Origin of the sequence: Roseimaritima multifibrata (assembly GCF_007741495.1) — a bacterium.
GTDB lineage: Bacteria > Planctomycetota > Planctomycetia > Pirellulales > Pirellulaceae > Roseimaritima > Roseimaritima multifibrata.
This window is the reverse complement of sequence record NZ_CP036262.1, coordinates 2,983,303-2,996,420: the sequence shown is the minus strand read 5'-3', so window position 1 is coordinate 2,996,420 and position 13,118 is coordinate 2,983,303. Positions and strand designations below refer to the sequence as shown.

The 13,118-nt window shown below is 55.6% G+C and carries 11 protein-coding genes; 2 read left to right on the top strand and 9 right to left on the bottom strand.

The genetic code is table 11. From position 1 onward, the window contains the following. Window positions 1-88 precede the first annotated feature (88 nt). The 4 genes from FF011L_RS10920 to FF011L_RS10905 all read right to left on the bottom strand — a co-directional run bounded on the left by FF011L_RS10920 (window position 89) and on the right by FF011L_RS10905 (window position 4,057). The gene (locus FF011L_RS10920) at window positions 89-640 is read right to left on the bottom strand and encodes a hypothetical protein (protein WP_145351702.1); all 552 of its coding nucleotides are present in this window, start codon (window positions 638-640) and stop codon (window positions 89-91) included. Window positions 641-2,685: 2,045 nt separating this feature from the next. Next, complete coding sequence (locus tag FF011L_RS10915) at window positions 2,686-2,982, bottom strand: type II toxin-antitoxin system RelE/ParE family toxin (RefSeq protein WP_145351701.1); 297 nt, start codon at window positions 2,980-2,982, stop codon at window positions 2,686-2,688. Further along, a complete protein-coding gene (locus FF011L_RS10910) occupies window positions 2,982-3,203 on the bottom strand; it encodes an addiction module protein (protein ID WP_145351700.1) in 222 nt (73 codons plus the stop codon). The genes FF011L_RS10915 and FF011L_RS10910 overlap by 1 nt, the downstream gene beginning before the upstream one ends. A gap of 371 nt (window positions 3,204-3,574) precedes the next feature. Next, window positions 3,575-4,057, bottom strand: a complete 483-nt coding sequence (locus FF011L_RS10905) for a hypothetical protein (protein WP_145351699.1) — start codon at window positions 4,055-4,057, stop codon at window positions 3,575-3,577. A 613-nt stretch (window positions 4,058-4,670) separates the two neighbouring features. Here FF011L_RS10905 and ltrA point away from each other — a divergent pair. Next, window positions 4,671-6,110 carry a group II intron reverse transcriptase/maturase gene (ltrA, locus tag FF011L_RS10900; protein ID WP_218933136.1) on the top strand — a complete coding sequence of 480 codons (1,440 nt, stop codon included), beginning with the start codon at window positions 4,671-4,673 and terminating at the stop codon, window positions 6,108-6,110. Between the two features lie 61 nt (window positions 6,111-6,171). Here ltrA and FF011L_RS10895 read toward each other — a convergent pair whose 3' ends face one another. The 5 genes from FF011L_RS10895 to FF011L_RS10875 all read right to left on the bottom strand — a co-directional run bounded on the left by FF011L_RS10895 (window position 6,172) and on the right by FF011L_RS10875 (window position 11,178). Further along, complete coding sequence (locus FF011L_RS10895; RefSeq protein WP_145351698.1) at window positions 6,172-6,639, bottom strand: hypothetical protein; 468 nt, start codon at window positions 6,637-6,639, stop codon at window positions 6,172-6,174. Window positions 6,640-6,754: 115 nt separating this feature from the next. Then, window positions 6,755-7,195 carry a hypothetical protein gene (locus tag FF011L_RS10890; protein ID WP_145351697.1) on the bottom strand — a complete coding sequence of 147 codons (441 nt, stop codon included), beginning with the start codon at window positions 7,193-7,195 and terminating at the stop codon, window positions 6,755-6,757. 100 nt (window positions 7,196-7,295) lie between these two features. Next, window positions 7,296-7,727, bottom strand: coding sequence for a hypothetical protein (locus FF011L_RS10885; RefSeq protein WP_145351696.1), 432 nt, complete (start codon window positions 7,725-7,727; stop codon window positions 7,296-7,298). Window positions 7,728-8,390: 663 nt separating this feature from the next. Next, on the bottom strand, window positions 8,391-9,623 hold the full coding sequence (locus FF011L_RS10880; RefSeq protein WP_246109865.1) for an IS91 family transposase: 1,233 nt from the start codon (window positions 9,621-9,623) through the stop codon (window positions 8,391-8,393). A gap of 322 nt (window positions 9,624-9,945) precedes the next feature. Further along, complete coding sequence (locus tag FF011L_RS10875; protein ID WP_246109864.1) at window positions 9,946-11,178, bottom strand: IS91 family transposase; 1,233 nt, start codon at window positions 11,176-11,178, stop codon at window positions 9,946-9,948. Window positions 11,179-11,605: 427 nt separating this feature from the next. Here FF011L_RS10875 and FF011L_RS10870 point away from each other — a divergent pair, with 427 nt between their 5' ends. Continuing rightward, on the top strand, window positions 11,606-12,952 hold the full coding sequence (locus FF011L_RS10870; protein ID WP_246109863.1) for an integron integrase: 1,347 nt from the start codon (window positions 11,606-11,608) through the stop codon (window positions 12,950-12,952). Window positions 12,953-13,118: the final 166 nt, after the last annotated feature.

Genomic DNA, 13,118 nt, shown 5'->3' with positions numbered 1-13,118 from the left:
GTGCCAGAACGACACACACCACCGAGCACGCGAAGTTGATGTGCCATTGTCAAAACACCCCAATCGCGTGCTTCGGGGGATATGATGGTTATCGCTCTTTGCGCGGAACAATCCAGACAACTAACCCCATGTCTTTCCCGGCCATTGGGTGCCCTCCCCCCTTCCAGCTGCCAGGTATTTTGCGGGTGAGCAGCCGGATCGGGACGCCGCGCACGGATTGTTGAGTGGAAGCCTCTGCCGCAATATATCGGTTGCCGTCAAGTGGAAGCCACTCTATCGGATCAAGGTTCGTACCGTAGGTGCCAAGGATTTCATCCCCTAGCCGGAGAGTCACGGTGGAGACGTCGTCAATTGTCGGTGATACGGAAACGGAAATCACCACCCCATTTGGGGCGGACGACACAATCCTAGAGATGCCACCTTTGGGCTCGCCGTCTTCACGGTACTTTGAGTCCAGTTCTACGCCAGCTTCGACGTGCGTGTTTTTTGGGACGTAAAGTCGCCATTTCCACGAATACTTGTCCTTCGTGGCAACGTACCGGACATGCACCATTTGTGGGTCATCGACGTTCAGGGACCCCACTTCGGCACGAAGAACATCTAACTCGGCTTGATCACTGTAATTCCTGTACATGGACACCGCTAGCGCACACAACAATGCAAAAACCGTGACAGAGCAAAGCAAAGCACGAAGGCTGTAGGAACGCATTGTTTTCATGTGCGATAACGTCCGCGGTCACCCGGTGGCCGCGAGTGACGCTCCATTTCAAACACCCAGACTCGGCCACTCGGGTGCACCGTCGTTGTTATGCCCTCGGGTACGTGCATCACTAAGCCGTTAGTGCACGAAATTGTAGGATACCGCACCGACGCAAACAGACGAGGCAATGGAAATGCAGGCCGAGACAACGACGACAATTACTGGCAGCAGTTTCCGAGACTCTCGGCGACAAACTTGAAGAAGTGGTCCATTCGCAACACTTGCAGCAACTACCGCAGCAACTGCAAGCAATGCAAGAACGACGTATACCGATGGCAACAGAAACAAAGTGCCGCTCAACACCGCGAAAGTATATGCACCAGTAACACAGACGCACGCGATGAGGTTGCGAAAACCTAGCCCAGTGATCGGTGGTTTTGCGGACTGTATCGAAGGGTGCACAGTGGACATGATTCTCTCCAATTAGGGTTCCCTAGCAGGCGACAAGCCAAAGCTCATAGCACAACGTCCGCCGTAACCGGGCACGAACGTAAGACTTTGATTTCAGTTGGCGCGTAAATGAGTGCTCCGGGCGAGTAGACCGGGGTCTCTTTGGTTTAGGTTAGTGCTTTAGTTCACCGTTTACCACCGATTTCTCGATGCGGTGTTCCAAACCCCCAACTTCGCCGCACTGACCTCCGGCCCCTCTCAGATCCGGACGTGCCACTTTCTAGCATCCGGCTCCCAGACTTCACCTGGTATCGTTCTCGAAGACAGGCAGGTCACATTCGATTGCCTCGAAGCCACGCGGAGGCTTACGCGTGGACGAAACAACGTCGTGTGCTACTGAACTCCCATCTCAAAATCAAAACTGCGATACAACCGGGGTATCACCGAGAGTCCGTCACTGAGTACGGTCGGTGCCCAAACGGCATCGCGTGAAATCCTGACCGCCTTCCCTTCACCTGCATTACCCAGCTTCATTCCACTTGATTGGCAATCAAGCTTCTGCAGTACTATTCGGTCATCCGACTCCCTGAATGTCATTTGTCTTCGTCGCTTATTCCACTCCTAAGACATACTCGGTCGATCATGATTGGGCTTCATGAATCTTCCAAGAACATCAGGGTCTCACTGGTTGCCTGCTTGACTTAATGTGTAGTGCGAATGGGCCGCCGACCCCGGGTCTTCCCTTGCAGCTTGCCACTAATACTGCAAACGATATTGCCTTCAGACGTGAACAAACCTTGGGCAAGATCCAACAGTTACCAAATTTCGGGGCTAATTCCATTCAACGTCGCAGGGCCACCTACGATCGCTCCATCCTCACTAACTTTAGGTGCACGCGGAAGCGGCGACTTCGACCAAAGGTCTTATACAGCCGCTGCAACACTCGATACTGGGCACGTGGCTAGCGTTTACCCAGGCGGGGTTCACACCCGCTAGTCAAGCAGACCTTGCCAGTCCGCACTTGCATTTTTTTGTTATCCGATTTTTGGGTTCAAACTAGTGTGTAGTCAGTAAGATTCTCGGGGAAGTGGTTTCCGTACGCAAAGATTTCTATGCAGTCAATACGCCCGTCAGTTAAGAACACGACAGTACTGGCACCTGAATCTAGCTGTGGGCTTACGATCTCTGGTCCGGGGATTGGAGTTGAGTCACCAGCGGAGTCAGAAGCCTCCACCACGTCGGATGGCAACGAGAAATGAAGAAAGAACCCAACGCCTGTGTAATCTCGTTTGCGGAGAACTATGTGTGGTAGCTGCCGTTGTATGTCAGTATCTTCGCAATTCCTAAGAAACCATCGCACGATGCTTTTTTCAAGGGATGTGAGTTCCATGCCGCTCAGCGGAATTCTCTTCTTGGGCGTCGCCTCAGTCGCGGCAAGTCTGATGCTCCATCGGATAACGACGATCGTCAGCAGGTACGGCCGATCGATTTTCAACTTCTAGACGCCTAATGCCGTACTCCGCTGCACGACATGGTTACCCGTTTCGGAGAGTGAATGCTGAATCATTACGACCACCGCCCATCAAGGCAACCACCAAGATATCGTCGCCATCCACATCAAAGTGTATGATGTACGAAAACCGTTTAAGGCGGCATGGCCGAAGTCCATTGGCCGCAATAGCGAACGAACGCGGATTGTCACGGATGCGTTGTATCGCCGCTAAATATTCGAACAGCAACTCATCGCCCAGCCCTGAGCGCTTGTTGTCGTACCAAATGACGGCATCCGCAACATCATCCTCGACTTCCGGGCGATAAGACAGGTGCCACACTAGCGACGACTTTGGACGCGTCGCATCAGTTCATCGTGTGAGATGGCCGTACTGGGGTCGGAGCGATGGGCAGCCAGTCGGCGATCAAGTTCTGCCTGCTGCTCTGGGGTCGCTGATAGGTCCACATCGTCAGGTAGCGAATCCCAGATTGCATGTACGACGCGAAGTCGATCACTGATCGGAAGCGTGGATAGGTCTAAAATAGTCTGATCAACGTTCATTGTTTGTCCTCCGCATCCATTCTACCAAGGGGAGAATGCTGAGTCGAGGTTGCAATCTTGTCTGGGCGGCGTTTCGCTGATGTGAAGGAAGCATTCGCCATTTGCATGTCGGGAAATCGCGACCGTTATGCCCGCCGTTTGTGTATCGATGAGGCAAATCACGACCAATGCCGGTGCCGTTGCAATCAGGGCAGCGCCGTGGCTTGCTATCACTTGCTGCGGTGCCGGGCTCGCTGCGGTTAGGGGAACTAGGGCGGATCATAGAGGCGTCATTTCAGTCGGGTAACGTTGGCCGTCACCTGGGACGGACGATTGATTTTCCATTCGTGAAACCGCGCAAGCCGTCCTCAGGTGCACGGCTTGGTTACCCGCTATTTCGACCGATCGTTCAGCTCAAGTGTGCGATAGGCATCGTTCGGAATTACCAACGTATGGCCGTCTGAAAGTTCAATTAGAAGATGGTACGAGGTAACCCGACATTCTAATCCTACCAGATCATCTCCGGCAGTGCCGTCAGTGTACTCCATGCGCTCGATTGTTCCGGTCGCAGTAGTCCGTGCTGGGCGAGAAACGATTCGCTCGCCGAGCGAGAAGAGCAACGGCATTGCCATGAAGAGCGCCGGAACCAACAGCAACGGAATCAAGCACCCCATCCACTCGGACCACCATGATTGTCGATGTGTTGCAGCCTGAGATGAGCGTGCGTCGACCACCATCTCCGCTGACCGAATGTCTCGGTCGACTGTGAGAGACCGATGGACGACGGCAAGAATGGTATCGCGGTCCGCACCGTCGTGAAGGTCGTCAAGAGCATCCCGTGCGACATCAAGCTGCGTCTTGTTTTCTTCGGCCACGTTTAGCGACTCTCATGCGGGTAACGTCGGCAATCACCTGGCGGCGATGAGTGATTCTCAACTTCTAAACGCCAGATCCGCCGCTCTGGTGAATTGCATGGGTACGCCCGGCATGGGCGTGATCGTTTTGGGGTGCAAGTCCCCTGTACGAGATTGGAAACTTTCAGGTGTCAGTATACCAAATGATCGACCACGAAAGGGAAGTACTAGACGAGGGCAACTGCGGAAGGGCGACCGACCGTGGAGAGGAAGCCTGCGACCGTGTGCGTAAACGCCGGGTTTGTTTGTCGCCACCCGGACACGGTCTCGTCAAAGCTGCGAGGCTACGAACAGAAACGTCATACAAGGCCGGTTCGGTCAGGCGAGCACGCCCATCCGTGCGAAGCCGTCCCCAATCGACCGTTCAGGTAAATGGCGAGCTTGTGCAGCGATACATCACGCTCTTATCCGGGGAACTCTGCACAGTCTGGTCGAGGCCAGGCGACGCTCCGACGAGTAGGGCTTGCCCGAAACCGCGGAACGCGGCGGCGAAAGCCACCGTGGGCGGTGCAGAACTCAGCAGAGGTCATAGTACTGAATTTCCGATCCCAACGGAAACAGGAAGGACCGAACGATGAAGAACAAGGAGGAGCCATCGGCCCACTCACGGCGAGGGAACCCCTTGGTGCAAGTTGATCTGTATTTTCCAGACAACGTCGGCACCGAGACCACCGGTTCACCATCCCGACCGGGAGATACCGCTGCGACGCGGGTCGAGCAGCCAGCCTTGAGCAACTCACCAGAGTCGCTGATGCAGCACGTGGTCGCCGACGCCAATTTCGAAGCCGCTTGGAAGAACGTGAAGCGAAACCGCGGAGCCCCTGGCCCCGATGGGATTACGATCGCGGAATTCCCGGACTGGTTTCGTCCTCGTTGGCAGTCGATCCGGCAACAGCTGCTCGATGGCACGTATCGCCCCGACCCGGTGCGACGCAAGACCATCGACAAGCCCGATGGCGGCAAGCGTTTGCTTGGTATTCCAAACATCGTCGACCGCTTGATTCAACAGGCCATCGTCCAGATTCTCACGCCTGTGTTCGATCCGCAATTTAGCGATTCGAGCCACGGGTTTCGGCCTAAACGCTCGGCTCACGGAGCCGCCAAGCAAGTACGCCGGACGGTCCGGCGCGGCTACCGCTTCGTAGCAGACTTCGATTTATCGAAGTTTTTCGATCGAGTCCAACACGATGTCTTGATGTCGCGTGTGGCTCGTCGAGTTCGCGACAAGCGGCTACTGCAATTGATCGGACGCTACTTGCGAGCCGGTGTGATGGTCGAAGGTGTGCTGCAACCGACCGATCTAGGAACCCCGCAAGGCGGTCCACTGAGCCCGATATTAAGCAACATCCTGCTTGATGATCTGGACAAAGAACTGGAACGTCGCGGGCTCCCGTTCGTTCGCTATGCGGATGATTTTGCGGTCTTCGCGAAGTCGCCCCGGGCGGCCGAGCGGATCATGAGGTCGGTCGGACGTTACGTAGCGAAGAAACTTCGCTTGGTAGTCAATGAGGAGAAGAGCCGCGTGTTGGCTTGCACGGAGTTCGAGTTCCTAGGGTTCTCGTTCCCGAATTCGCGAGCGAACATCAACGTGGCTGTTAAGTCCATCCTTCGCTTCAAACAGCGTGTCCGCGAGATCACCGGCAGAAGCCGCGGGATCTCGATGGACCGCCGACTGGGCGAGCTGCGACGATACGTTCGCGGCTGGATGGGTTACTTCGGGATCGCGTCGCAACTGAAGCTGTTCGATAAACTCGACCAGTGGATCCGTCGCCGCATTCGGATGTGCTACTGGAAACAGTGGAAACGACCGAAACGTCGACGGGAAATGTTGATTCGATTGGGAGTTCCTCGCCGTCAAGCGATCCGTCACGCACGCAGCCGCAAGGGTCACTGGCGAATGGCTAAAACCATCGCCAGTAACGTTGGACTGACCAACAAATGGCTCCAAGAGGAAGGCTTACTCAGCTTGAAGACTCTGTGGGCCCAGCTTGCTCCGCTTCGTCGAACCGCGTAGTGCGGACCCGCACGCTACGTGGTGTGGGGAGGGGCACCGGGAACGGTGCCCCTTACCCGATTTATTCCCCTTCGGCCTCTGGCAGGATCTGGAACTTCTTCCAGTCTCGCAGGTCGAGAAGGTAAACTGGAGTCTTATCTTCGCCCTTCGGAAAGTCCTTGTATATCTTAATCTTCCCTGATGCCTTGATGGATCGGCCAACGAATCTGTCGTCCGGTGCGACACATGCAAAACGGTGGAGCGCATCTGCGAGTTCACCTTTCGCGTAGACGCCCAAATACGGAGGCTTCTTCATGCCATCGTAGTGCAGCTTCACGTGTGGGAACGCACCTTCACGCTCACCGGCGATGAGTTGAGTGTCAGTGATCTTGAATATCATCGTGACTTCTTTCCCATCGTGGCCCAGCCCAAGATCTGCAAGTGCCACAATGCCAGACGTAGATTTCTTTGAGCCATCCTCCGCGGACAACATTGGAACGCCGATCAACATGGTGATGGCGAGCAACAAGGCGTAGCTGGTTCGGATCATTGTCGACTCCATGGCTTTGAGGGAATAACGGCACGGATCACGCGGTCGCCGCGAGCGATCCTCCACTTCAAAAATCACGACTCGGCGACTCGTCGTGCATCCGATTGTTCTGCCTTCATTGCGTTAGAGTCCTCGTGTCTACGGAATCGTCACCATCCGCCCGAGCGTAGAAATAGCGGTTTGCAATCCGACCGATTCCTAACGATGAGAGTCCTACGAGTGGTGCGGTCACAATCGTAAACACAATTGGGATGAGCAAGTATGCCTCTGCGAGATGCGGATCAGCATGGCCCCGAAACGCGACACTGCACATGAAATAGATGAGAAAAAGCAAATCCGTGATGATCGCGGTCGCGGTGACAGCCAGTGGAAGTGTCGGTATCAATCGCGCCATGATGAATGAGACAACGCCGGCAACGAGCGCCAGTAACAACATCCAGAGCAACACGTAGAATGGATTTTGACCGCCGCCATCCGACGAGACGAAAAATGTCGTTGCAAGAATCCCAGCGCCGGCGATTGAGAGATCTCGTTTCGTTGCAGCTTGCAGTTTCAATCTCCGACTCTAAATGGCAGAACGTTGACGATCAGCCGGCGGCGACGGAAGACCAACCACTTCAAAACGCCCGACTTCGCCGCTCGGTTGAATCGTTTGGTTACCCGCGTTTTGGCAAGAATTCGCGTGCAAATGCCAGGGCGGCCCAATGAGCAGCACCCGTATCGAGAGCGAGTAGTACAAGCATCAGGATACCAGCCATAAGACTCGGTGGCAAAGCGAAGATGGCAAGTGCCAGAAAAATGGTGTGAACGATTGGTGTCCCGGAGACATGCTTGTAATCCGTCGCACCGCTACGCGAATGTAGCCAAGGACGGATAGCGGAAAGGTAGAAATTTAAGATCGCAAAGAAAGCGTAGATCGAAAGGAGCGTCCATCCCACGATCAGGTTTGTCGCAGTGTTCTCGGTTGCTGTCTGCAGAAAATGGCGTCCGACGATCGCGAGTGGGACGGACGCAGCAATGCCGAACACTGTGAGCAGGCATCCGATGTCATTTGGCGTTAAGCGTTGCTGCACGTTCGCGTGGCGCATTCTACAGTCGGGTAACGGCGACAATCACCCGGCGGCGACGAGAGATTTTCAACTTCGAAACACCAGACTTCGCCGCTCGGTGTGAATTGTTTGGTTCTGCGACGCGGGTTGGGGTGCAAACCTTGGATTTGCCAACCCGGCCGAGTCACCAGCCGATTGTACCTGACCAGTGCAGGGCCGAGCAACTATCGTCGCGCATCGACAGGCAGAGACAGCATTGGCTATCGACCGAGCAACGTCAGCCACTTTGGGCATTGGCATCGAAAGCGCATCGACAGAATCGCCGGGCGTTGGGTTCGAGTATTGGCGACGTACCGGAACGTTGACTGCGAGCATCCGGGCATGGGCATTGACCGAACAGATGCGGTCGGTTCGACAGCAGAACGTTTAAGTTCAACGTTTAAGTTCACCTGCTTCGGCGGATGGACATTGGCTTACAAAAACGTCTGACGCCGAAGTCTGGTGCAACGTCTTGGTTGCTCTGGCCGGGCCATTGCTATGGACGATGGCTTGCCACTGCAGATCGTAAGCTTAGGATTTTACCAGGCCGCTTCAGCGATGTACAGTGAATTCGGGGAGCGTGACACTTGCCTCCGACAGCCTTCCGGTGAGGCGATCCCGCACCTTCGGTGACGTCGGTGACATACGCTATCCGTTGCTCGCTCATGCAATCATGCCTCCTGCAACATTGCCTTGCTTGACGCTCTGGCGATACGGCAAAGCTCCCACCGGCGGTCCGCGACCCGACGCGAATTCGTGATGACTGACCAACCGCTTATTGCACTTCGGACAACGACACACATCGCTCATCCCTGCCGCTTCGCACCAATCCTGCCAATCGCGAATCTCCTCAACCGACAAATCGTCTCCGGCGTTAACGTCAACACGAACACCCAGCGCTTCGGCGGCACACTCCCAACGCGAGTGCTGATTTCCGCAGTACAGCCCATAGCCACGCACCGTCTGAAAACGCCTCGGCGGCACATGCTGCAGCCAGCGACCGATAAACGTATCGACCGGAAGGTCCATCTTGGCCTGCCTCTTCCCATCCCCTCCGCGACGATGCGGCAAGCGATACCGGAACACAACACGTCCGTTCTTCAGCGAGAGTAAGCGTGAATTCCCGATCGGTCCCCCTTTGATGTAGCGAGCCAGATACGTCGCCACACTGACACCGTTTCGATAGGCGTCGAAGACCTTAACGTTCCAGGGAACCGCAGTCAGTTCCCTCAGTAAACGTTCGAAAGCATCGCCAGTCATGCCAGGCGGCAGCTTCATCCGTCCCTGCCGAAGCTTCTCGCGGAGCATCGCCTTGAACTTACCCCGAAACTTGATCATCAACACCTTCCGCGGCAACAAGCACTTTTTCACGGGCTTCCGCCATTGTCCGTCGCCATCGAGACCACCGGCCGTCACGATCGTGTGCAAGTGGACGTGCGATTTCAGCTCCTGGTTCCACGTGTGCAGGGCCGCCAGAACGCCAACACGGCCGCCGAGGAACTTAACGTCACCGAGCAGTTCGCTCAGCGTCTGCGAGGCAGCGGCAAACAACGTGTCGGCGAATGCGGCCTTGTTAAATCGCCAGAGATCGTTCAGCGAATGAGGGACGGTGAAGATGATGTGATGATGGGGACAGGGAAGCAACCGCGTCCGCCAACCGGCGAGCCATTGCTCTTTGGGCAGCCAACCGCACTGCGGACAACTGCGGTGCCGGCACGAGTTGTACGCGATCTGGTGGAAGTGACCGTCAGGGCAGCTGTTGACGTGGCCACCGAGCTCACGGGTCCGGCAGTGGCGTACCGCCCAAGCCGCACGAAACATGTCGCGTGAGAGACGATGCCTCTCAGCAAAAGCGTCGAAGTGCTGCTGGAATATCGATTGAAGTGTGACTGCCATCACGAATCCGTCAATCAAATAAACGCCCGAAGAAAAACCCCGTTAGGCCAGTGCAACGTTTAAGTTCACCTGCTTCGGCGGATGGACATTGGCTTACAAAAACGCCTGACGCCGAAGTCTGGTGCAACGTCTTGGTTGCTCTGGCCGGGCCATTGCTATGGACGATGGCTTGCCACTGCAGATCGTAAGCTTAGGATTTTACCAGGCCGCTTCAGCGATGTACAGTGAATTCGGGGAGCGTGACACTTGCCTCCGACAGCCTTCCGGTGAGGCGATCCCGCACCTTCGGTGACGTCGGTGACATACGCTATCCGTTGCTCGCTCATGCAATCATGCCTCCTGCAACATTGCCTTGCTTGACGCTCTGGCGATACGGCAAAGCTCCCACCGGCGGTCCGCGACCCGACGCGAATTCGTGATGACTGACCAACCGCTTATTGCACTTCGGACAACGACACACATCGCTCATCCCTGCCGCTTCGCACCAATCCTGCCAATCGCGAATCTCCTCAACCGACAAATCGTCTCCGGCGTTAACGTCAACACGAACACCCAGCGTTTCGGCGGCACACTCCCAACGCGAGTGCTGATTTCCGCAGTACAGCCCATAGCCACGCACCGTCTGAAAACGCCTCGGCGGCACATGCTGCAGCCAGCGACCGATAAACGTATCGACCGGAAGGTCCATCTTGGCCTGCCTCTTCCCATCCCCTCCGCGACGATGCGGCAAGCGATACCGGAACACAACACGTCCGTTCTTCAGCGAGAGTAAGCGTGAATTCCCGATCGGTCCCCCTTTGATGTAGCGAGCCAGATACGTCGCCACACTGACACCGTTTCGATAGGCGTCGAAGACCTTAACGTTCCAGGGAACCGCAGTCAGTTCCCTCAGTAAACGTTCGAAAGCATCGCCAGTCATGCCAGGCGGCAGCTTCATCCGTCCCTGCCGAAGCTTCTCGCGGAGCATCGCCTTGAACTTACCCCGAAACTTGATCATCAACACCTTCCGCGGCAACAAGCACTTTTTCACGGGCTTCCGCCATTGTCCGTCGCCATCGAGACCACCGGCCGTCACGATCGTGTGCAAGTGGACGTGCGATTTCAGCTCCTGGTTCCACGTGTGCAGGGCCGCCAGAACGCCAACACGGCCGCCGAGGAACTTAACGTCACCGAGCAGTTCGCTCAGCGTCTGCGAGGCAGCGGCAAACAACGTGTCGGCGAATGCGGCCTTGTTAAATCGCCAGAGATCGTTCAGCGAATGAGGGACGGTGAAGATGATGTGATGATGGGGACAGGGAAGCAACCGCGTCCGCCAACCGGCGAGCCATTGCTCTTTGGGCAGCCAACCGCACTGCGGACAACTGCGGTGCCGGCACGAGTTGTACGCGATCTGGTGGAAGTGACCGTCAGGGCAGCTGTTGACGTGGCCACCGAGCTCACGGGTCCGGCAGTGGCGTACCGCCCAAGCCGCACGAAACATGTCGCGTGAGAGACGATGCCTCTCAGCAAAAGCGTCGAAGTGCTGCTGGAATATCGATTGAAGTGTGACTGCCATCACGAATCCGTCAATCAAATAAACGCCCGAAGAAAAACCCCGTTAGGCCAGTGCAACTATGTTTCTTACCGGACGTACCGGGTGAGAATATGTGGTTTTAGGGTGTTGTTCTGGGTTTGGCGGTGAGAATAAGTCTTCTTGAAGTGACTTATTCTCGTCGGTTGCTTACTTGTTCTCACTGCTTGTGACTGCCGCCGAGGCCTGATTATGCCCGCTTGACTCGCTCGTAGCAAGTTTTAGCCCCCCCTTTTCTGGTCAATCCATAAAAACCAGGAGGACTGGTGGACACACGTTCCTATCCTCTATGCTGAACGTACGAGCAGCGGAATGGATTTCTTGCTGGTTTTCTTGTTCAAGCGTCGGCAATGGCGTGGGCCTCTTCCGCTGATTGTCGAAATTCGGCTACTGCGAGGGCGATGTCGTGGAGATGTTTACGAAGTCGGCTAGGGAGAAAACGGATCTGAAATGGGCTTGTACCTGGTACCAACAGCTTGCTCGCTTCCATCGTCGCCAGGACCAACCGAACTGGAGTTTTACGGCGGATGACGTGATTTCTTTCTTGCGGACAAAGCGGGATGCGTCGGTACCGGCTTGGAAAAGGATGAGAATCATCGATGGCCTAATCTTCTACCGCCGACGAGTCCAGCAACAATCGGCGGATGACCTCAAACCATTGCAGTCGAAAATGGTAGAAATCATTCAGATCGAGCGGGCTCGCGATGGGGGCTACGATTCGATCGAAGAGGCTGTCGGGAAGATCAATCCCAATGAGCCCGACGCGATCCAAGCATTTCGACGAGCCGTTCGCAAGGACGGACTGGCCCTGAATACCGAACGCTCCTATGTCGCCAAGCTGAAGACGTTTATGCACGAACGCGGGCTGACGTGCTTGGCCGACTTTAAACGCATTACCTCCGCCGATGTTGAAGCCCATCTGACGGACCTTGCCGTCGATGGCAATGTCGCTCCGTCCACGCAGAACGGAGCGTTCCACGCTTTGCTAAAATTCTTCACCCTGGTGCTGAAGCGAGAAATGGGGCAAATCGAAGCGATCCGTGCGAATAAAGGAAAACAAATACCGACCGTTCTAAGCCCACCAGAAGTGGATCGCGTGCTGGAGGGACTTGCCGGTGTCCACCTAGCCATCGCTCAATTGCTGTATGGGTGCGGGATGCGAATCAGCGAAGTCTTGCGTCTGCGTTTGAAAGATCTGGATTTCGAAAACCGCTTGATCGAAATCCATCAATCCAAGGGAGGTAAAAGCCGTATCGTCCCGATGCCCCAGGAATTACTGGAACCGCTAAAGCGCTGGGTCAATTCCAGACGAGTCCTGCACGAACACGATCTAGCTGAAGGGGTTGCGTCGGTATGGCTGCCGCATGCGTTAGCAACAAAGTATCCGTCCGCACACAGGCAACTGCGTTGGCAATATCTATTCGTGTCGCAGCGCATGGCACGCGATCCTCGAACAGGTCACATGCACCGCCACCATCTGCACTCCGACACGTTTCCGAGGCACCTACGTCACGCGGTGGAATCCGCGGGGATCCTAAAACATGTGACCAGCCACACTTTTCGCCATTGTTTCGCCACGCACTTGCTGCATAGCGGAACGGACATTCGCAAAATCCAACGTCTACTGGGGCACAGCGATGTCAAGACAACGGAGATCTACACGCACGTCCCCGATCCGAAGCGACTGGAAATTGTCAGCCCGCTGGACCGATTGGCAACCGAAAGGAGAGCAAACCTCCGGGTGATCGCGCGAGCCTAAGCACGCTCGCCGACATCAAACCAGCTTTTCCCGATCCTAAAAAGATCGCGTCAGCGTGTCCCTATTTCAAAACAACGCATGCCTGCTGTGCCCCTCCCCGATCGCATCGGCATTCGGAAACGGAGGAGGATTGACGACCTTCACTCGAAACCTGAAATTTATACAT